Annotated in this window: 16 protein-coding genes; 12 read left to right on the top strand and 4 right to left on the bottom strand. The window is 72.5% G+C overall.

Translation table 11 applies throughout. The annotated features are described in order from the left end of the window. Nucleotides 1-131: 131 nt before the first annotated feature. Both BU198_RS17760 and BU198_RS17755 read left to right on the top strand, forming a co-directional pair. Nucleotides 132-1,655, top strand: a complete 1,524-nt coding sequence (locus BU198_RS17760) for a hypothetical protein (RefSeq protein WP_188297830.1) — start codon at nucleotides 132-134, stop codon at nucleotides 1,653-1,655. 177 nt (nucleotides 1,656-1,832) lie between these two features. Then, nucleotides 1,833-2,642, top strand: a complete 810-nt coding sequence (locus tag BU198_RS17755; protein WP_188297881.1) for a MerR family transcriptional regulator — start codon at nucleotides 1,833-1,835, stop codon at nucleotides 2,640-2,642. 33 nt (nucleotides 2,643-2,675) lie between these two features. Here BU198_RS17755 and BU198_RS17750 read toward each other — a convergent pair whose 3' ends face one another. From BU198_RS17750 to BU198_RS17735, 4 genes are all read right to left on the bottom strand, one after another. Then, nucleotides 2,676-4,895: a 3-hydroxyacyl-CoA dehydrogenase NAD-binding domain-containing protein gene (locus BU198_RS17750; RefSeq protein WP_188297829.1), complete on the bottom strand. Its 2,220-nt coding sequence runs from the start codon at nucleotides 4,893-4,895 to the stop codon at nucleotides 2,676-2,678. 29 nt (nucleotides 4,896-4,924) lie between these two features. Further along, on the bottom strand, nucleotides 4,925-6,139 hold the full coding sequence (locus tag BU198_RS17745; protein ID WP_188297828.1) for an acetyl-CoA C-acetyltransferase: 1,215 nt from the start codon (nucleotides 6,137-6,139) through the stop codon (nucleotides 4,925-4,927). 139 nt (nucleotides 6,140-6,278) lie between these two features. After that, the gene (locus BU198_RS17740) at nucleotides 6,279-7,421 is read right to left on the bottom strand and encodes an acyl-CoA dehydrogenase family protein (protein WP_188297827.1); all 1,143 of its coding nucleotides are present in this window, start codon (nucleotides 7,419-7,421) and stop codon (nucleotides 6,279-6,281) included. Nucleotides 7,422-7,423: 2 nt separating this feature from the next. Further along, nucleotides 7,424-8,575, bottom strand: coding sequence for a CaiB/BaiF CoA-transferase family protein (locus BU198_RS17735; protein WP_317620176.1), 1,152 nt, complete (start codon nucleotides 8,573-8,575; stop codon nucleotides 7,424-7,426). Nucleotides 8,576-8,845: 270 nt separating this feature from the next. Between BU198_RS17735 and BU198_RS17730 the strand changes: the two genes are divergently transcribed. The 10 genes from BU198_RS17730 to BU198_RS17685 all read left to right on the top strand — a co-directional run bounded on the left by BU198_RS17730 (nucleotide 8,846) and on the right by BU198_RS17685 (nucleotide 19,934). Next, the gene (locus BU198_RS17730; protein WP_188297826.1) at nucleotides 8,846-9,316 is read left to right on the top strand and encodes a hypothetical protein; all 471 of its coding nucleotides are present in this window, start codon (nucleotides 8,846-8,848) and stop codon (nucleotides 9,314-9,316) included. 20 nt (nucleotides 9,317-9,336) lie between these two features. Beyond that, a complete protein-coding gene (locus BU198_RS17725; protein WP_188297825.1) occupies nucleotides 9,337-11,448 on the top strand; it encodes a hypothetical protein in 2,112 nt (703 codons plus the stop codon). Nucleotides 11,449-11,452: 4 nt separating this feature from the next. After that, the gene (locus BU198_RS17720; RefSeq protein WP_188297824.1) at nucleotides 11,453-12,514 is read left to right on the top strand and encodes a hypothetical protein; all 1,062 of its coding nucleotides are present in this window, start codon (nucleotides 11,453-11,455) and stop codon (nucleotides 12,512-12,514) included. A 43-nt stretch (nucleotides 12,515-12,557) separates the two neighbouring features. After that, complete coding sequence (locus tag BU198_RS17715) at nucleotides 12,558-13,625, top strand: hypothetical protein (RefSeq protein ID WP_188297823.1); 1,068 nt, start codon at nucleotides 12,558-12,560, stop codon at nucleotides 13,623-13,625. An 88-nt stretch (nucleotides 13,626-13,713) separates the two neighbouring features. Further along, nucleotides 13,714-14,265 (top strand): GNAT family N-acetyltransferase, encoded by a 552-nt coding sequence (locus BU198_RS17710; protein ID WP_188297822.1) that lies wholly within the window; start codon nucleotides 13,714-13,716, stop codon nucleotides 14,263-14,265. A gap of 81 nt (nucleotides 14,266-14,346) precedes the next feature. Continuing rightward, nucleotides 14,347-15,324 carry a hypothetical protein gene (locus BU198_RS17705; protein WP_188297821.1) on the top strand — a complete coding sequence of 326 codons (978 nt, stop codon included), beginning with the start codon at nucleotides 14,347-14,349 and terminating at the stop codon, nucleotides 15,322-15,324. Beyond that, nucleotides 15,321-16,619 (top strand): sensor histidine kinase, encoded by a 1,299-nt coding sequence (locus BU198_RS17700; protein ID WP_317620175.1) that lies wholly within the window; start codon nucleotides 15,321-15,323, stop codon nucleotides 16,617-16,619. Before BU198_RS17705 ends, BU198_RS17700 begins: the two co-directional genes overlap by 4 nt. 32 nt (nucleotides 16,620-16,651) lie before the next feature. After that, entirely contained in the window at nucleotides 16,652-17,368 is a 717-nt protein-coding gene (locus BU198_RS17695; RefSeq protein ID WP_188297878.1) for a response regulator transcription factor, read from the top strand. A gap of 139 nt (nucleotides 17,369-17,507) precedes the next feature. Next, the gene (locus BU198_RS17690) at nucleotides 17,508-18,164 is read left to right on the top strand and encodes a Pr6Pr family membrane protein (protein WP_188297820.1); all 657 of its coding nucleotides are present in this window, start codon (nucleotides 17,508-17,510) and stop codon (nucleotides 18,162-18,164) included. Between the two features lie 279 nt (nucleotides 18,165-18,443). Next, entirely contained in the window at nucleotides 18,444-19,934 is a 1,491-nt protein-coding gene (locus BU198_RS17685; protein WP_223244546.1) for a S41 family peptidase, read from the top strand. The last annotated feature ends 1 nt before the right edge of the window (nucleotide 19,935 follow it).

The raw sequence follows: 19,935 nt of genomic DNA, 5'->3' as shown, positions 1-19,935 counted from the left end.
GCCCCCTGAACCCAGGTGGCGCGCCGGTTCGATGAGCCGACCCATCCGGGAAAATGCGCACGCAAGCAGCCCCTACGATTTCCGCAGGCAATCGAGAATTGCCGAGGGATTCGAATTCAACGGGGGCGGGCATGGCAAACCAGAGTCAGGGATACGACTACTGGTTCCGCATGGAAATCGAGGTGAGCGGAACGCCCGGCGGTCTGGAACGGCTCCGCGCGCTGCTGACGCAACGCGGGTGGGTGGTGTCACCGCCCGGCCGCACGGAAAGCGGCGCCGCGGTGGAAACCTGGATCGTCGAGGTCGGCACCACCGGCTCCTTCTGGGGCTCGGCGCTGACGGCGAGAACCACGTTGCTGCGCACGTGCCGGCAGGCGCCCGTCTCGGTCGACCTGCTGATCCAGGAGCCCGCCACACCCTCCGCCCCACCTCGGACCAGGTGGCTCGCCCACCGGCCGGTGCCTCATGCCGTGCGGCCGGACTGGCTCCGCTGGTCACTGCTGCGCACCAGGCTCTTCGACACCGGACGCGAGATCTTCCTTCCGGCCGGGCCCGACGTCGAAGCGGCCGCCCGGCTCGCGGCGGCCCGCCCGCTGACGACCGCCCACACCCCACCGCCTGACGCGCTGCCCCGCTTGATCGGCTCGCCGTCCTCCGCGAATCGAGCGCCTCACCCCCGGCAGCACCTGGTGCCCGAACGGATCGCCTTCCCCCTGACCATCCACGCCTCCGTGGTGCTGCTGCTCCTCTCGGTGTCCCTCGGTTCGGCCCGGCTGCATCCACTGACCACAGCGGCGGTCGCACTCCTGCTCCCGCTCCTCCTGGGTACGCCGGCTCTCCTCCTGGCCGCCCGCGACGGAGCCCCGCCCTCTCGTCGGAGCCTCCTGACGCGTGCGGCCTGCGGCTGGCTCCTCGGCTTCGGGCTCACCCTCCTCGGGTTGCTGATGGAGTGGCGAACGCCGAACGGCCTCGCGCTCTCCTGGGCGATGTTCGCCGCCTACCTCACCGGCAACGGGCTCCGTCTGCTGTTCCGCAACCTGTCGTGGAAGGTGACGGCCGCCTGGCTCCTCCCGGCGCTGATCCCGCTGGCACTCTCCGTCCTGCCGGTCCCCGGGATCTCGCTGTACACCTACTACCTCGACCATTTCGGCTTCAGCCGGGAAGAGGTCTTCATCACCGGGAGCTGGCAGTTCATCGCCATGACGAAGGCTCTCGTCGTCGCCGCGGGTCCCGTCGTCGTCCTGGGCCTCCTGGGGTACGCGCGGCACTTCCACGCGTTCCGGACCACGGCCGGGCTCTCGGTCGGCGTGTCCCTGTTGTCCATGGCCCTGGTGTTCACCATCGGTCTGCTCTGGGGCCAGGTTCTGAATCCGGCCACCCGAGCGGCCGTCACGGCCGAGACCGAAGTGACCGCCGGCCGGCAACCGACTCCGTACTTCGGTCTCGCACCGCGCCTGGTCTGTCTCCGTCCGGCCGATTCCCCCGCTCTGCCGTTCCAGGGCACGGCGGTCGAGGTCGCGCACCCGTTCGTGGCCTTCCCCGCGTCGGGTGACTGGATCAGGCTCTGGGACTCCACCGACCGGCACACCGTCGTCGTGAAGCGGGAGCACTGGCAGATCACCGAGTCCACCGACCGGATCTGTCCCGCGCAGTAGCTGCGGTAACGGCGGTATGCGGCAACGGCGGTAACGGCGGCGGCCGGTGCACGGCGCCGGGCTGCCCCTCCCCATGGACCCGGGTCGCACCGCACTGTCACACTGCTGCTGTCACAGCAGGAGTGTGCCAGTGCGCGGGAGGTACAGGTGGGGGAGCACGGCGGGGTGGGGGGCGGGATGCGGCTGACGGTGGACGAGTTGGCGGCGCGGGCCGGGGTGACGGTGCGGACGGTGCGGTTCTACGGGACGAAGGGGCTGCTGCCGCCGCCGGAGCTGGGGCCGCGGCGGGTGGGGCTGTACGGCGAGGCGCACCTGGACCGGCTGGGGCTGATCGAGGAGTTGCAGCGGCAGGGGCTGACCCTGGCCGCGATCGAGCGCTACCTGGCGCGCCTGCCGGAGGACAGCACGCCGCTGGACCTGGCGATCCACCGTGCGCTGGTGGCGTCCTGGACACCGGAGACCCCCGAGGACGCCACCAGGACCCAGGTGGAGCGGCGGGCCGGGCGGGGGCTGACGGAGGAGCAGGTCGAGCGGCTCGTCGCGATGGGGGCGGTGGAGCGGACGGCGGACCCGGAGGTGTTCCGGGTGGATCCCGGCCTGCTGCCGCTGGGCGTGCGGATCCTGGACGTGCCGATTCCGCTGGGGACGCTGCTGGCCGCCCGGGCGGTGGTGCTGGAGCACAGCCGGGCGACGGCACGGGAGTTGCAGCGGCTGTTCCGCGAGACCGTGTGGAAGCCGTACCGGGAGAGCGAGCCCACGCCGGAGGAGCTGACCCGGATGCGGGCGCTGACGGACCACATCCAGCCGATGGTGGCCCAGGCGCTGGTCACGGCCTTCCAGCGCTCGCTCCGGGAGGAACTGGGCGATGAACTGGGCGAGGAACTCCGGGAGGAACCCGCCGGGGAGCCGGGACAGCCGGAGGACCCGGGACAGGACGGCGAGGAGGGTGGGGCCGTACGGCGCACGGCCCCACCCCGGTCCGCGTAGTCCGCGGTCAGTCCGCGGGTCAGTCCCGCGGGGTCAGTCCGCAGGTCGGTCCGTGAACGTCCGCCCCTCGGCCGCCACCCGCTCCAGCAGCGCCGGCGGCGCGAACCGCTCACCGTACGCGGCGGCGAGTTCGCGGGCGCGGGCCACGAAGCCGGCCGGGCCGCCCTCGTACCCGTTGATGTACTGGAACACGCCGCCCGTCCAGGCCGGGAAGCCGATGCCGAGGATCGAGCCCACGTTGGCGTCGGCGACCGAGGTCAGCACGCCCTCCTCCAGGCAGCGCACCGAGTCCAGTGCCTCGCTGAACAGCATCCGCTCCTTGAGGTCCTCGAAGGGGACCTCGGCACGGGCGTCGGCGGAGACCTCGCCACGGCCGTCGGCGGGGGCCCCGGAGAAGTGCTCCAGCAGCCCCGGCCAGAGCCGCCCGCGCGTGCCGTCCTCGCCGTACTCGTAGAAGCCGGCGCCGCCGCTGCGTCCCGGGCGGCCGAACTCGTCGACCATCCGGTCGACCACCGCGTCCGCCGGGTGGGGCGTCCAGGTGCCGCCGACGGCCTCCACCGAACGCCGGTACTCGTCGCGGATCTTGCGCGGCAGGGTGAGGGTGAGCTCGTCCATCAGGGAGAGCACCTTGGCGGGGTAGCCGGCCTGGGCGGCGGCCTGCTCGACGCTGGCCGGGTGGATGCCCTCGCCGACCATGGCGACGCCCTCGTTGAGGAACTGGCCGATCACCCGCGAGGTGAAGAAGCCGCGCGAGTCGTTGACCACGATCGGCGTCCTGTCGATCTGCCGGACCAGGTCGAAGGCGCGGGCCAGGGCCCCGGCACCGGTCCGCGGACCGCGGATGATCTCCACCAGCCGCATCTTGTCGACCGGCGAGAAGAAGTGCAGCCCGATGAAGTCGTCCTGGCGCCGGACGCCTTCGGCGAGCAGCCCGATCGGCAGGGTGGAGGTGTTGGAGCAGAGCAGCGCGTCGGGGCCGACCACGTCCTCGATCTCCTGGAACACCTTGTGCTTGAGTTCGGTGTTCTCGAAGACCGCCTCGATCACCGCGTCGCAGCCGGCCAGGTCGGCGACCTCGGCGGTGGGGGTGATCCGGGCCAGCAGTTCGTCGCGCTTCGCCGCGGTGGAGCGCCCGCGCGCGACGGCCTTGTCCAGCAGGCCCGCGGAGTAGGCCTTTCCGCGCTCGGCGGCCTCGGCGCTCACGTCCTTGAGCACGACCTCGATGCCGGCCTTGGCGCAGGTGTAGGCGATGCCCGCGCCCATCATCCCGGCGCCGAGCACCGCGACCTTGCGGACCAGCCGCTTCTCGACGTCCTTCGGGCGCCCGGCACCGGAGTTGACCGCCTGCATGTCGAAGAACAGCGCCTGGATCATGTTCTTGCTGGTCTGCCCGCAGGCCAACTCGGTGAAGTAGCGGGCCTCGACGGTCATCGCGGTGTCGACGTCCACCTGGGCGCTCTCCACGGCGGCGGCCAGGATGTTGCGCGGGGCCGGGTAGGGCGCGCCGTTGAGCTGCTTGCGCAGGTTGGCCGGGAAGGCCGGCAGGTTCGCCGCGAAGGCCGGGGTGGCGGGGGTGCCGCCGGGGATCTTGTACCCCTTGACGTCCCAGGGCTGGACGGCGGCCGGGTTGGCCTCGATCCAGGCGCGCGCCCGGGCGGTCAGCTCCTCGGGGGTGTCGGCCAGTTCGTGCACCAGCCCGTGCTCCAGCGCCTGCGCCGGGCGGTACTGCCGCCCCTGGAGCAGGAACTTCAGCAGGGCGTCGGTGATGCCGAACAGCCGTACCGTACGGACCACTCCGCCGCCACCGGGCAGCAGGCCGAGGGTGACCTCGGGCAGGCCGAACCGGCCGGCGGGGGTGTCGAGCGCGATCCGGTGGTGACAGGCGAGGGCGATCTCCAGGCCGCCGCCGAGCGCGCTGCCGTTGAGGGCGGCGACGACCGGCTTGCCGAGGGTCTCCAGGGTGCGCAGCGCGCGCTTGATCCGCAGCGACTTCTCGAAGACGGTCCCGGCGTCCTCGGGACGGGCGGCGGAGAGGACCCGGAGGTCTCCGCCGGCGAAGAAGGTCTTCTTGCCGGAGGTGACCACCACGCCGCGCAGCGCGTCCCCGAGGTTCGCCAGCCGCTCGACGACGGCCTCGAAGTCGGCGGTGAAGGCCTCGTTCATGGTGTTGACGGACTGGGTGGGGTCGTCGAGGACGAGGGTGACCACGCCGTCCTGGTCCTGCTCCCAGCGGATGGTGGTGGTGTCGCTCATGGGGTTCTCCAGATCTGCGGGGAGGGACGTCAGATGCGCTCGACGACGGTGGCGATGCCCATGCCGCCGCCCACGCAGAGGGTGACCAGGCCGTAGCGCAGGTCGCGCCGCTCCAGTTCGTCGATCACGGTGCCGAGCAGCATCGCGCCGGTGGCGCCGAGCGGGTGGCCGAGCGCGATCGCGCCGCCGTTGACGTTCACCTGGTCGTGGCGGAAGCCGAGTTCGCGGATGAAGCGGAGCGCGACGGCGGCGAAGGCCTCGTTGATCTCGACCAGGTCGATGTCGGCGGCGGTGAGTCCGGCCTTGGCGAGCGCCTTGTGGGTGGCCGGGGCGGGGCCGGTGAGCATGATGGTCGGCTCGGAGCCGGAGACGGCGGCGGAGACGATCCGGGCGCGCGGGCGCAGCCCGTACCGCTCGCCGACCTCGCGGTTGCCGATGGCCACCAGCGCGGCGCCGTCCACGATGCCGGAGGAGTTGCCCGCGTGGTGGACGTGGTCGATGGCCTCGACCCAGTGGTACTTCTGGAGGGCGACGGCGTCGAAGCCGCCGGCCTCGCCGATGGCGGCGAAGGAGGGCTTGAGGCCGGCCAGGGTCTCGACGGTGGTGCCGGGGCGGATGAACTCGTCGCGCTCCAGCACGATCAGGCCGTTGCGGTCGCGCACCGGGACGACCGAGCGGTCGAACAGGCCGTCCGCCTGGGCCTTGGCGGCGCGGGCCTGCGACTCCGCGGCGAAGGCGTCCACGTCGGTGCGGGAGAAGCCCTCGATGGTGGCGATGAGGTCGGCGCCGATGCCCTGCGGGGCGAAGTCGGTCTCGTACGCGGTCATCGGGTCGGCGAACCAGGCGCCGCCGTCCGAGGCCATCTTCACCCGGGACATCGACTCCACGCCGCCGGCCAGGACGAGGTCCTCCCAGCCGGAACGGACCTTGGCGGCGGCCAGGTTGACGGCTTCCAGACCGGAGGCGCAGAAGCGGTTCTCCTGCACGCCGGCGACGGTGTCGGGCAGGCCGGCCGCGATGGCGGCGATCCGGGCGATGTCGGAGCCCTGGTCGCCGACCGGGCTGACCACGCCGAGCACGATGTCGTCGATCGCGGCCGGGTCCAGCTCGGGGTGGCGGTCGCGCAGTTCGCGGATCAGTCCGACGACCAGGTCGATCGGCTTGGTGCCGTGCAGCGAGCCGGAGGCCTTGCCCCGGCCGCGCGGGGTGCGGATCGCGTCGTAGACGTACGCTTCGGTGGTCACGGTGGAACGCCTTTCAGCGGGTTTTCGGGGCAGAGGGTTTTCGGGGCAGAGGGCTTGAGTGGCGAGGGGCTTGAGTGGCGGGGGCCTGCGGGGCAGGGGGCTTGCGGGGCAGGGGGCTTGCGGGGTGTCGCGGGGTCGCTCAGCCGAGGATGGAGCGGCCGACGATCTCCTTCATGATCTCGGTGGTGCCGCCGTAGATGGTCTGGATGCGGCCGTCGGTGAACGCCCTGGCGACCGGGAACTCGCTCATGTAGCCGTACCCGCCGTGCAGTTGGAGGCACCGGTCGGCGGTGCGCTTCTGCAGCTCGGTGGCCCACCACTTGGCCATCGAGGCGTCCGCCGGGGTGAGCGCGTAGCGGTTGTGCTCGGTGATGCAGCGGTCCACGAAGGCCCGGGTGACGGCGCACTCGGTGGCCAGTTCGGCGATCTCGAAGCGGACGTGCTGAAGCTTGGCGAGCGGCCGGCCGAACGCCTCGCGCTGCTTGACGTAGTCGGTGGTGATCTCGACCAGGTACTCGGCGCCGGCGATCGCCGACGCGGCGATGGTGAGCCGTTCCTGGGCGAGGTTCTGCATCAGGTGGACGAAGCCGCCGTGCAGGTCGCCGACCAGGTTCTCCTTCGGCACCCGGACGTCCTCGAAGAACAGCTCGGCGGTGTCCTGGGCCTTCTGGCCGATCTTGTCGAGGTTGCGGCCCCGCTCGAAGCCGGGCGTGCCGCGCTCGACGGCCAGCAGGCTGAGCCCGTGCGCGCCGCCCTCCGGGGTGGTGCGGGCGACCACGAGCACCAGGTCGGCGAGGATGCCGTTGGAGATGAAGGTCTTGGCGCCGTTGAGCAGGAAGTGGTCGCCCCTGTCGACGGCCTGGGTGCGGATGCCCTGGAGGTCGGAGCCGGTGCCCGGCTCGGTCATCGCGATCGCGGTGATCAGCTCGCCCGAGCAGAAGCCGGGCAGCCAGCGGCGCTTCTGCTCCTCGGTGGCGAGCGAGGTGAGGTACGGGCCGATGATGTCGTTGTGCAGGCCGATCGCCAGACCGGAGGCACCGGCCCGGGCGAACTCCTCGGCCAGCACGGCGGCGTAGCGGAAGTCCGGGGTGCCGCCACCGCCGTACTCCTCGGGGACGGCGATGCCGAGCAGGCCCTGCCGGCCGGCCGCGAGCCAGGCGGAGCGGTCGACGATGCCGGCCTTCTCCCAGCGGTCGTAGTGCGGCAGTACCTCCTTGGCGAGGAAGGCCCGCACGGTGGCCCGGAAGTCGTCGTGCTGCTCGGTGAAGATCTCGCGCTGCAACGCTATTCTCCTTGCTCTGCCACGGGGTTGAGAGAGGGGACGCCCCAGTCCGCGGCCACCTCGGCGGTGTCCGCGCCCGGCCGGGCCGGCGGGCGGCGCAGGGCGCCCGGGGTGGCGGAGAAGCGCGGGGCGGGGGCCGGCTGGGTGACGCCGTCCACCTCGACGTACGTCCCGCGCGCCGATAGGTGCCCGTCGGCGGCGGCCTGACGCATCGTCAGAACTGGTTCCACGCAGGCGTCGGAGCCGGCGAAGACGGCCTCCCACTCGGCCCTGGTCCTGGTGGCGAAGCGGGCGGCGATCAGGGCGCGCAGTTCGGGCCAGCGGGCGAGGTCGTACTGGCCGGGGGCGTCCGGGCCGAGCTCCAGCAGCCGGGCGAACTCCGCGTAGAAGCGCGGCTCCAGCGCGCCGACGGCCAGGTGCCCGCCGTCGGCCGCCCGGTAGACGGCGTAGAACGGTGCGCCGCCGTCCAGCAGGTTGACACCCCTGCGGTCCTGCCAGTGGCCGGCCGCGAGCAGGCCCCACAGCATGCTGCCGAGGTGCGCGGCGCCGTCCACGATCGCGGCGTCGACCACCTGGCCGGTGCCGGTGGCGCGGGCGTGGTGCAGCCCGGCGAGCAGGCCGACGACCAGGTAGAGCGAGCCGCCCGCGTAGTCGCCGAGGAGGTTGGCCGGGATGCCGGGCGCCTCCTCGGCGCCTCCCGGCGCGGCCACCATCCCCAGCACCCCGGCCACCGCCGCGTACCCGAGGTCGTGCCCGGCGGTCGCCGCCCGGGGGCCGAGCTGCCCCCAGCCGGTCATCCGCCCGTACACCAGCGCCGGGTTGCGCGCCAGGCACGCCTGCGGCCCGACCCCGAGCCGCTCCGCGACGCCAGGCCGGTAGCCCTCGATCAGCAGGTCCGCCCGCTGGACCAGGTCCAGCACCCGCCCGGGACCCTCCGGGGACTTCAGGTCGATCAGCACCGAGCGCTTGTTGCGGTTGCTGAGGTCGTACGCCGGGTCCGTCCCGAGCGGCGAGGGCTCCGGCCGGTCCACCCGCACGACGTCCGCCCCGAGGTCCCCCAGCAGCATCGCCGCGAACGGCCCGGGGCCGATCCCGGCGAGCTCCACCACCCGCACACCCGCCAGCGGCCCCCTGGCCTCCGGCGCACTGCTCACGTCACCCACTGGCTGCTGAACCCTTCCGACGGGTTTGACAGTAAAGCTGTCACACTCGGGATGATAGGCAAGCGACCCGCCGGTAACAAGACCTCCGGGCCCGCGCCGAGTCGCCAATTCCCCCTCGGCCGACCCGTGGTGAACCACGCCACCGCCCGCCCCCCGGACGCGACGGAGGGTGGGTGAGTGCACTGACGGACCGCACCTGTACGGTCGTCATACCGCGGCGAAGGAACAACGCTCGGTGACATGGGGAGGAATCGCACACACATGGTCAGCCCGTACTTCACCACGGGACCGGTCGCACCGGCCCCGGGCCCGACGCCGAGCGCGACGTCCACGTATGCCGCGAAGTCGCCGTACGCCAACCCGACTCCGGCTCCGACCCCGTCCCCGGCTCCCGGGCCCGGCCCCGTCCTGGGCACCACCCGGCTGGACACCCCGCACGAGCTCAACGCCTCGGCCGGGATAGCCCGGCAGATCGCCACCGACCTGGACAACGCCAACGGCAAGGCCGGCCCCGGCGCGCACAGCCTCACCGAGTACGCGAGCACCGCGTCGACCAAGATCCGCGGCTTCTCCTTCGGCGGCGCCCTCACCAGCAGCACCGAGCGGTGGATGCAGCAGTGCAAGACGCTGCACGACAAGCTCGGCACCACCGCCGGAAACCTCGACAAGACCCAGCAGAACTACCACGCCAACGAATCCAGAACCGCCGCCGACCTCCGCGCGGGCCGGTAACAGGGGAGGGGAACAGGCAGATGGTGTCCTTCAAGGAACTGCACGAGGCCGACTTCGCCGCGGTCAACGACGCCGCCGAGGCGTGGTCCGGCGTCGCCAAGGCCCTCACCTCCCTGGACGGCCGGGTCGCCAAGGACCTCACCAGCACCGCGCAGCGGGCCGGCTGGAAGGGCGCGGCCGCCGACGAGGCGACCAAGACCCTGCAGGGCGTCGACAGCGACTTCAAGCAGGCCTCGGCCGTCGCCACCGCGCTCGCCGCGATCATGAAGACCGCCGCCGAGGACTTCGCCGCCGCCCGGCGCGACCTCGACGCAGCGCTCCACGACGCCCAGGGCGACACCAGCCTGAGCGTCACCGCGGACGGTGCGGTCAACTGGACCGTGCCGAAGGAGTCGCGGAACGACCCCGAGGCCGAGCGCACGATCCGGGCCAACGCCCAGGCGCTGTCGGACCGGCTCGGCAAGGCCGTCGCCAAGGCCACCGCCGCCGACCAGCGGGCCACCGTCGATCTCCAGGCCGACATCGGCACCAGCACCACCGCCTTCAACCCCACCCCGGGCGGCGCCGGTCCGGTCGCGGACGCCAAGCGGGCCACGGACCTGATGTCCAAGGGCGGCAGCCTCTCCGACGACCAGCTCAAGCAGTTGCAGGCCCTGATGGCCGCCAACGCGGAGAACAAGGACTTCTCCACCACGCTGCTCAACGGCCTCAACGCCGGCGGCAAGACCGGCCCCGAGGCCCTGCTGGAGTACAGCAAGGTCTACGACGGCCTGGCCCACGGCAACCACAACGCCGCGGGCTACCAGGACGTCTACAAGAACCTGTCCGTCGCCCTGGCCACCGCCACCCGCGACGGCGGGATGGGCAAGGAGTGGGAGGAAGGGCTCTTCGCGGCTGCCCGTCGCCCCGGTGGTTCGGCGGCCGGGTGGAACGACAACTACCCGGCGCTGACCTCTCTGATGGAGGCGAAGGGTGACTTCGACAAGGCCTTCGTGCGTAGAGTCGGCACCGACCTGCTCGATTTCGAGGCCTCCAGCAAGGTCAAGGGCGAGGAGCTGTGGGGTCCGAATTGGATCAACGACCCCCAGAAGGGCGACCCGCTGGCCCCGCTGTTGAGGATGATGAAGGGTGACGTGGCGACGACCCAGGAATTCCTCGACCCGAGCAAGAACCAGAACCTCGTGCACCTGCTCAAGGACCGCACCTGGCTCGACGAGGGCCAAGAGGCCAGGCTTCCCCAGAACGTCCTGCCCGACACCTCCCACCGGATGTTCGCGGAGATGCTGGAGTCCGCCGCGACCGGCCACGGCCCCGGCCAGCCACCGGTGCGGCCTCACGACGCGACGATGACGCGGATCACGGACACCGCGCTCTCCACCCTGGGCGGGGACAAGGCGGGCAACGAGAACGCCATGTACTCCGGGCTCCGCCGCCCGATGGCCAACATCGTCAGCGAGTACATCACCGACACTCACGACATCCTCAGCAAGGACCTCCCCGGCCCCTCCGAGCCCGGTGGACTGCACACCACCCGCGAGCAGTTGCTCCGGGTGATCCGCGGCACTGCCGAGGACCCGGAGTCGTACGCCCTGATCCACCTGGCCGAGACCCAGGAGGTGGCCCGGCGGATGGCCGAGTTCGGCCCGGAGGCGTTCGAGGGGGTCAACGGCCGGCCGAACGCACAGTTCGAGATCGTCGTCGACCAGGCCGGCAAGGCGCTCGGCGCACTCGATGCCGTCCAGGCGGACACCATCACGGACCACAAGTCCGACGAGCAGTTCAAGGTCAACTGGAAAGCCAAGATGGACTACCACTATGTCGGCACGGTGGCGAACATGCTGCCGGGCGCCAGCTGGCTGCCGGTGGGGGACATAGCCCAGCGCTACGTCGACGTCGCCACGTCCGAGTGGGCGGCCAAGGTCAACGCGCAGATCGACACCAAGGCGCAGGGAGACCTGAGCAAGCTCTACACCATGGGCCAGCACCAGGTGCAGGCCATGCTCCTGGAGAAGGCCCACCAGTTCGGCGTACCGGATCGCGACCCCCTCCTCGGCCAACTGGCGGACGCGGCCAACGTCCGCTACCAGACGTCGATCACGCAGGCCCACACCGCGGCCTTCGGGAAGGGCTGACCCCGTGACCGGGCGACAGCAGGAGACCTCCGACGGACCGGTCGGCAAGGTCGACGCGGCGCTCGACCGGCGCGGATTCACCACCTGGCCGCTGCGGGTACGGGCGGCGGTCGTCGTGGCGGGAGTGGCGACGGTCGTGGCCGGAGCGGGGGCTTTCCTCGCGAACAACCTGAGCAACGCGTTCGGACCGGACAGTGTGTGCGACGGTGCGGTGAGCGCCGCTGCCCTGAACGACACGCTCGGGTCCGGCCCCGTCGGCAGCGAGGAGAACGGTGCCTGGCAATCGCCCAGTGGCGGAGCGTTCTGTACGGCGACAGTGAGCCACGGGATGTTCGGCGGCAACCGTTCCGTCTTCGTGCAGGTCCTTCAGGCCGACGACCTCGGCCCCTACCTGGCCGACTCGGGAGACCGTCTGTTCGCCGCCTCGGCGAACAGTGGTGCCTCCGGTGCGGCCGGCGACGACCGGGCCTGGGCGCTCCTCCCCGAGGGGTGCGGCAACGGGTTGCGGGTCGAGGTCAAGTCGGGTGGCGATGGGGCACCCGACGCCGGGAAGCTCGCCCGCCTCGCGGTGGCGGCGGCGAACGGCCTCGCCGCGGACAAGGGGTGTGGGAAGTCTCCGCTCCCCGCTCCCCACGAGCTGTCGCAGGCCGGGCAGGAGCACGACCTGAATCCCGCCTCGGTCTGCGGTCTGCCCGGGTTCGCCGCGTCCGCCGGCGCCGGAGGCAAGAGCTACAAGGAGAGCGTGAACACCGCGTTCGACCCGTTGTGGGTCTGCCGGATCAGCACCGACCAGGGCAGCACCGCGATCTCCTTCTCCATCGCGACCGAGCCCCGGGTTCGCGGCCCGCTGTCCGAGAAGGACGCCTCGCCCGCGTTCGGCCGATCACGTTGGGCCGGTTCCCCGATCACGAAGAGGGAAGTGGTGGCGACCTGCCAGGGCAAGCCGGCCTACTTCCGGATGGACTCCGACCTCACCGTCCGGGAACCGCTCCCCGGCACCGACGAGACGTGGAAGCAGTTCCTCACCGCCGGCGGCAAGGCGATCGGCTGCGAGCCGATCCTCTGACCGGTCCGACCGACAGCACAGCCAACGAGGAAGCATGCACACGATGGGGAACGAAGGCGGGGACAGGGCCCCCAAAGGCCTCACGGGACGGGTCGACACGGCGCTCGACCGGCGGGGGTTCACCACTCGGAAACTGCGGCTGCGGGCAACGGCGGTGGTGCTGGCGATCTCGCTCGTTCCGGTCGGGGCGGCGTGGTTCGCGGCGTACCGGCTGACGAACCTCGGCGGTCCTGACAGCGTGTGCGACGGGGCCGCCACGGCGGACCAGCTGCACGAGCTTCTGGGATCCGGGCGGATCAGTGAGGCCACGAGGGGCTACTCGGCCACCTCGAACTCCACCGGGAACAGTTGCACCGCCACGGTCAGCTCCGGTGTGTTCGAGAAGTCCGGGAAGACCGTGCGGTTCACCGTCGTCCGCGACTCCGATTACGGCCCGGGCGAGCTGGCCGCTCCGGATGCCCGGCTGTTCTCCGGCGGCTCGGCCGGCTCGGTGACCCCCGGCGCCGCGTGGGCGGTGCTCCCTGAGGGGTGCGAAAAGGGCGTGCGCGCCGAGGTGCGCACCGGCGAAGCGGGCCATGACGAGACCAGGGCCCGACTGGCCGTGGCCTTCGCCAATGGCCTCGCCAAGGCACGGGGGTGCGGGAACGGGGCACTCCCAGCACCGATGAACCTGTCGGAGAAGGGCGCCGAGACGAACCCGGACTGGGCCAACCTCTGCGGTCTGCCCGGATTCGCACCCGTGAAGAACCCCGACGCCCAGTGGCGGATGCCGCAACAGGTCACCACCGCGACCGCCCCGGTCTGGTCGTGCACGGTCGGCGGGGATCCTCGACACGACAGCCGGGTACAGGAATTCGCGATCACCACCGAGCCCCGGACCACCGCCTTGGCGCAGAAGGACGGCAAGAGGACGTCCGATCTCGGACGGGCCCAGTGGGTGGCCGGAGGAACGCTCGTCACCACCTGCCAGGGCAAGGACGTCTTCTTCACCATCACCGGCGGGATCACCGAAGGCCTTGAGAAGCCCTTCCTCTTCCCCGACCAGAAGGACCTGGTGCGCCAGTTCCTCACCGCCGGCGGCAAGGCGATCGGCTGCGAGCCGATCCTGTAGGGCCCGGTGCGGTCGGAAATGGGCGGGCGGCCAACCGGGTAATAGTCTATCTTGCGATAGACCTATTACTCGGGACACGGGACGCGCCATGACCACCACCGACCACACCTCCCGCACGACCGTCGCCGTCTCCGAACGCCTCGTGCTGACGCGGCCGCAGGAGGGCGACCTGGAGGCGGTGTTCGCGATCCACGGCGATCCGGAGACCAACCGGTACAACCCCCACGGGCCGCACCGGGACCGGGCAGCGAGCCGGGAGATGCTGGACGGGTTCGTCGCCGACTGGGTGCGGGACGGGGTGGGGTACTGCGCCGTCGCCACCAGGGAGGACCCGGGGACGGTCATCGGGTTCGCCGGGCTGTACCTGCACACGCTGGACGGGGAGCGGGTGTTCAACCTCTACTACCGGTTCCGGCCGTCCGCCTGGGGCCTCGGGTATGCGGCGGAGGCGGCCAGGGCGTCGATGGCCGAGGCACTGCCGCGCTTCCCCGGCATCCCGGTGATCGCCCTGATCCGGGCCGACAACCTGCCCTCGCGCCGGCTCGCCGAGCGGCTCGGGCTGGTCGCCGACCCGGACGGCCGCACCGACGAGGAGGACCGGGTGATCCACCGGACGGCTCCGGTCGCCGCGTCGGTCTGAGCCGGAGATCCCCCGCCCGGGGGAGGGGGATCGCGCCCCGGACGGAGGCCCCGGGGCGGGCCCCCACGGGACCGTGGGGGCATGGGAATCAACGAGAACGTGGTGCGGGCCGGGGCGGCCTGGACAGCGGTGGCGGCGACCGTGCCGTACCTGACGCTGAAGCTGCTCTGGCTGACCGGACACCCGGTGGGGGTGGACGATCCCGGCGCGATGGACCGGCTGTGGCTGCTCAACCTGCTGACCTTCGGCATGGACGCGATCGCCGTGGCGCTGGCGCTGGCGTTCGTCCGGCCGTGGGGGCGGCGGGCGCCCGCCGGGCTGGTGGCGTTCCCGATGTGGGTGGCGACCGGGCTGCTCGGCACGATCCTGGTCGCGCTGCCGCTGTACCTGCTGAGCCTCCTGGTGCTCGGCCCGGAGCCCGCCGACCCGGAGGACAAGGGCCTCGGCGGCTGGGTCTTCCTCGTCGTGTACGGCGGCTTCGCCGTCCAGGGCCTGGCGCTGCTCACCGCCTTCGCCCTGTACGCCCGCCGGCGCTGGGCCGGGCTGCTGCGGGAGCGGATCGGCGACCTGCCCGGCTCCCCCACCCTGACCGTGCAACGCGTCCTCGCCTGCGTCGCCGCGCTGCTCGCCGCGGGCGTCGCGGCGGGCCGGGCCTACTGGGCGCTCGGCGGCACCGCCGGGCTGCCGCAGGTCATGGCGGAGGACCGGAACCGGGGCGTGGCGGTGATGAACGGGGTGACCGCGGTGATGGCCGTGGCCGCGGTGGCGGCGCTGCTGGTCCTGGTCTTCCGGATCCGTCCGGGGCGCCGGCTGCTGGTGCCGCTGCTGGTGGTCTGGACGGCGGCCGGCTCGCTGTTCGGCTGGGGCGGCTGGCAGTTGGTGGCCTTCGGGGCGACGACGACCCGGGTGACCGAACTGCGGATGGCGGTGCCCGGGCTGACGCCCCTGGTGCAGACCGCCCAGGTGGTGGCGGCGGTGCTGGTCCTGGCGGTCGGAGCGATCGCGCTGACCGAACGGGGCGGCCTCCGGCCGGCCGCTGCCGTAGAGTCGCGCGGGTGATCACGGGGGTGAACGGGCGCTTGCGGCGCACCGCGGAAGTGAGCGGCCGCCTGCGGCGCACCGCGGGGGCGGCGGTCGGGCGGCGGGCCCGGCTGCGCTGGGTGCACCTGGTGCTGGGCGGCGCGCTGCTGATGCCGTACTGGATGCTGTCGGTGGTGCTGTTCGGGGCGCTCAACCCGGACCAGTCCCCCGCCCGCAAACTGCTGCTGTACGTCCTGTCGTTGCTCACCTCGGTGCCGATGGCCGCCGTCACCGCGCTGGTGCCGGTGGTGCGGGGGCTGGAGGGCGCGACGGCGCGGGCGCTGTGTTCGGTGGCCCGGCCGGAGGAGCTGGCCACCGGACCGGCCCGCTCCTGGGCTGCCCGGTGGCGCACCGCGCTCTGGTACGTGCTGCACGTCGTGTTCGGCGGGGTGGTCGCCGGGATGACGCTGGCCGGCACGCCGTTCGCGGTGGTGCTGATCCTCGGCTTCTCGGGGACCGAGGAGTTCGTCCGGATGTGGGAGCGGCACCTCCCCTCCGTACCGGCCCTCGGCCCGGTCCTCGGCCTCGGGGTGCTGCTGCTGATCGTCGGCACCAACGCGGTCTGCGGAGCGCTGCTCGCCCGCTGGGCACCCGCCCTGCTCGGCCCGACGCCGGAGGAGCGGGTGGCCGCCGCCGAGCGCCGGGCCACCGTGCTCGCCCAGCGCAACCGGCTGGCCCGCGAGCTGCACGACTCGGTCGGGCACGCGCTCAGCGCGGTCGGCATCCAGGCCTCGGCCGCCGCCCGGGTGCTGCGCAGCAACCCGGACTTCGCCGCCGAGGCGCTGGCGGCGATCGAGGAGACCGCCCGGGCGGCCGTCGCCGAACTGGACGCCGTGCTGGGGCTGCTGCGCGAGGAGGACCCGGAGGCCGCCGGCCTGGCCGGCCCCACCCTCGCGGGACTGGACGACCTGCTGCGCCAGCTCGGCCGCGCCGGAGTGGTGGTGGACGCCGAGCTGGCGCCCGGGCTGGCCGGCCTGCCCGAGCCGGTCTCCCGCGAGGCGTACCGGATCGTGCAGGAGGGCCTGACCAACGTGCTGCGGCACGCCGGGTTCGCCCGGGCCGGACTGCGGGTCGGGCTGGCCGACGGCCGGCTGGAGATCGAGCTGGCCAACCCGCTGGGCGCCGCCCGTCCGAGCCGGCCCGGCGGCGGGCGCGGGCTGCGCGGGATCAGGGAACGGGCCGCGGCCCTGCACGGCGGCAGCACCGCGGGGCCGGACGAGGACGGAACGACGTGGCGGCTGGCCGTCTGGCTGCCGGTGGGAGGGACGACGTGAACCAGGGCGGGAACGTGCGCGCGGACGAGGGCATGGACGGGGACGTGAACGGGGACGTGAACGACGGTGCGGCCCGGGGCGCCGACCGCATCCGGGTGGTGATCGCGGACGACGAGCGGCTGGTCCGCCTCGGCCTGCGGGTGGTGGTCGACAGCGAACCGGACCTCACCGTGGTCGGCGAGGCCGCCGACGGTGCCGAGGTCGTCCCGCTGGTGCGCGAACTGCGCCCGGACGTGGTGCTGATGGACGTCCGGATGCCCGGCATCGACGGCATCAGGGCCACCGAGCAGCTGGTCGGCGGGATGACCCCGCCGCCGCGCATCCTGGTGGTCACCACCTTCGAGCACGACGACTACGTGTACGACGCGCTGCGCGCGGGCGCCGCCGGGTTCCTGCTGAAGCGGGCCCGGGCGGAGGAGATGGTGCAGGCGGTCCGGCTGGTCGCGCGCGGGGACTCGCTGCTCTTCCCGGCGGCCGTCCGCGAACTGGCGCTGCGTCACGGCGCGGACCGGCGGCGGGGGGCCGGGCCGGCGGAGCGGGGACCGATCGGGCGGCTGACCGAGCGGGAGGGGCAGGTGCTGCGGCTGATGGCCACCGGGCTCAACAACGGTGAGATCGCCCGGGAACTGGTGGTGAGCCAGGAGACGGTGAAGACCCACGTCGGCAGCGTGCTGGCCAAGCTGGGCGCGCGGGACCGCACCCAGGCGGTCATCGCGGCCTACGAGTCGGGCTTCGTGCTGCCGGGCTGACGCCCCACCCGGGTCCGGGGGCGGACGGGACCCGGGCGTCGAACACGGATTCCCGTCCGGCCGGAACCAGCGAGTAGAGTGCGGTCTTTCCCCCGACGTCCGATACCTCCCGTATCGCCTGGAAAGAACTGGTGGCCGCATGACTGTCCGGACCCGCCCCGCGCTGTGGTGGCGCATGGGGATCGTGCTCTCGGCGGGCCTCGGCCTGACGCTCGGAACCGCGCCGCTGGTGTACTTCACCGTGCAGAGCAACGTGATCGTGTTCGGCTACTTCATCGGCGCGGTGTACTGGATGACCAAGCGCGGCACCGTGGACGCGCCCGCGCCCCGGCTGCGCGGCGCCGCCACGCTGTACATCCTGATCACCGGGCTGGTCTCGCACGTCCTGCTCGAACACGGCGCCAACCCGCTGCCCGGGCTGGTCAGCGGGCCGGACAGGCTGGCGCACTGGTCGTCCTTCTTCCTGCACTACGTGACGCCGGTGATGGTGATCGCCGACTGGCTGGTGCTCAAGCCGCGCAACGCCGCGGCCTGGAAGGACATCCCGCTCTGGCTGGCCTTCCCGCTCGGCTACGCCGCGATCGTGCTCACCCGCAACGCCCTGTTCGACGACTACCCGCTGCCCTACCCCTACTTCTTCTTCGACCCGACCACCGAGGGCTACGGCTACGTCTGGGGCCAGATCGCCCTGCTGACCGTCGAGTTCGTGGTGCTCGCCGCGCTCGTCGTCGGGCTGGACCGGCTCGGGACGCGCATCGCGGACAGGCTCCGGCCGACGACCGCCACCCGGGCCTGACCCGGCGGGGACCGGTCCGGAACAGACCCACGCGGAGCAGATCGCAATGACCACGGAGTCAAAGGCAGTTGGGCCCGCGGACGGCGGATTTCCACCGGCAGTCAAAACGGTCGCTGTCTAGACCGCCGGGGACCATTCCGCCCGGCTCCGATGCGCCCGGAGGAGTAAACGGGTGCGGCTCGGCGGATGACGCCCGGGCGCCGGGGCCGGCCGTAGCGTCGACGGCAGCGGTGGCGGAGGGGTTCCGCGGGGGAGACCGGGGTTCGGCGGAGGCCGGAGATGACACGCAGGAACATGGGCAGGGCGGCGGCCGCGGCGGTGGCGCTCGCGACGGCGGTGGGGCTGGCGGCGCCGGGGGCGGCCGCCGCCCAGGGGGAACGGGCGAGCCGGCTGGACGGGTTCTGGCGGACGGACGGCTACGGACTGTTGATCGCGGTCTCCGGTGACCGGCTGACCACCTTCGACGTGACCGCGCACGGCTGCGTACCGGGGTGGATCACCGGGACGCGGACCGGGGCGCCCGGCCCGGACGGCACCATCCGGTACAGCGTGGGCAACCTCGGCCTGACGCTCACCCCCAAGGGCCGGAACCGGGCCGTGGAACACGAGGAGGGCGGGCTCGGCGGCAAGACGCTCAACCGCCTGGACGCCCTGCCGCCGCTGTGCGCCGGGCCCGCCCCGAACGACCCGCTCGCGGTCTTCGACCGGTTCTGGGAGAACTTCGAGGAGAACTACCCCTTCTTCGCCGCCAAGGGCATCGACTGGCACGCCGTCCGGGACGAGAAGCGGCGCACGATCACCGCGACGACGACCGCCGACCAGTTGCAGGCCGTCTTCACGGACATGCTCCGCCCGCTCGGCGACGCGCACACCGGGCTGGGCCGGGTGGTCGACGGGCATGCCAGGGAGGTCTTCAGCGGGCAGCGACCGGGATCGACGGTGCTCACCGAGGAGCAGACCGCGCGGGCCCGGCAGGCCTCGGCAGCCCAGCTCACCGGCCCCGAGCGGCTCTTCGCCGACGGCCGGCTCGGCGTCGGCCGACTGCCCGACGGCGTCGGCTACTTCCGGGTGAGCAGCTTCAACGACTACACCGACGGCGACTTCCGGAGCCAGGTCGACGAACTGGACCGGGCGCTGGACGCCCTGCTGGCCGGGCCGGACCGGCTCACCGGCCTGGTCGTCGACGTGCGGCTGAACGGCGGCGGCTCGGACGCGCTCGGGTTGCAGATCGCCGCCCGGCTCACCGACCGCCCGTACGTCGCCTACCGGAAGGTGGCGCGCAACGACCCCGCCGACCCGACGAAGTTCACCCGGCCCCAGCCGATCACCGTCCGGCCCTCGGCGGGTGCGCGCTTCACCGGGCCGGTCGCGGTGCTCACCTCCTCGGTCTCCACCAGCGCGGCGGAGACCTTCACCCAGGCCATGACGGGCCGATCGCCGCGGGTGCTCCGGGTCGGCGAGAACACCCAGGGCGTCTTCTCCGACATCATGATCAAGACGCTCTCGCCGGACTTCCTGGCCGTCCTGCCGAACGAGAAGTACCTCACCAGGGACGGCAGCACCTTCGACGGCCCGGGCATCCCGCCGGACGTCCGCACCCCGGTGTTCACCGCCGACGAGCTGGCCGCGCTCAGGGACTCGGCCCTGAGCACGGCCCGCCGGATGCTCGCCGAGGACGCCCGGGGCGACCGGAACGCCCAGGGTGATCAGGGCGAGCAGGCCGGCCAGGACGCCCAGGGTGATCAGGGCGACCAGGACCGGCAGCGGTAGG

Source organism: Streptomyces sp. CBMA156 (assembly GCF_014596515.1).
Taxonomy (GTDB): Bacteria; Actinomycetota; Actinomycetes; order Streptomycetales; family Streptomycetaceae; genus Kitasatospora.
This window is presented reverse-complemented; position numbering and strand designations above follow the sequence as displayed.

What these genes read in the sequence shown, in the direction of transcription:
- BU198_RS17760 (WP_188297830.1), top strand. Translation starts at nt 132, where the DNA reads ATGGCAAACCAGAGTCAGGGATACGACTACTGGTTCCGCATGGAAATC.
- BU198_RS17755 (WP_188297881.1), top strand. Translation starts at nt 1,833, where the DNA reads ATGCGGCTGACGGTGGACGAGTTGGCGGCGCGGGCCGGGGTGACGGTG.
- BU198_RS17750 (WP_188297829.1), bottom strand. Translation starts at nt 4,895, where the DNA reads ATGAGCGACACCACCACCATCCGCTGGGAGCAGGACCAGGACGGCGTG.
- BU198_RS17730 (WP_188297826.1), top strand. Translation starts at nt 8,846, where the DNA reads ATGGTCAGCCCGTACTTCACCACGGGACCGGTCGCACCGGCCCCGGGC.
- BU198_RS17725 (WP_188297825.1), top strand. Translation starts at nt 9,337, where the DNA reads ATGGTGTCCTTCAAGGAACTGCACGAGGCCGACTTCGCCGCGGTCAAC.
- BU198_RS17715 (WP_188297823.1), top strand. Translation starts at nt 12,558, where the DNA reads ATGGGGAACGAAGGCGGGGACAGGGCCCCCAAAGGCCTCACGGGACGG.
- BU198_RS17710 (WP_188297822.1), top strand. Translation starts at nt 13,714, where the DNA reads ATGACCACCACCGACCACACCTCCCGCACGACCGTCGCCGTCTCCGAA.
- BU198_RS17705 (WP_188297821.1), top strand. Translation starts at nt 14,347, where the DNA reads ATGGGAATCAACGAGAACGTGGTGCGGGCCGGGGCGGCCTGGACAGCG.
- BU198_RS17695 (WP_188297878.1), top strand. Translation starts at nt 16,652, where the DNA reads ATGGACGGGGACGTGAACGGGGACGTGAACGACGGTGCGGCCCGGGGC.
- BU198_RS17690 (WP_188297820.1), top strand. Translation starts at nt 17,508, where the DNA reads ATGACTGTCCGGACCCGCCCCGCGCTGTGGTGGCGCATGGGGATCGTG.
- BU198_RS17685 (WP_223244546.1), top strand. Translation starts at nt 18,444, where the DNA reads ATGACACGCAGGAACATGGGCAGGGCGGCGGCCGCGGCGGTGGCGCTC.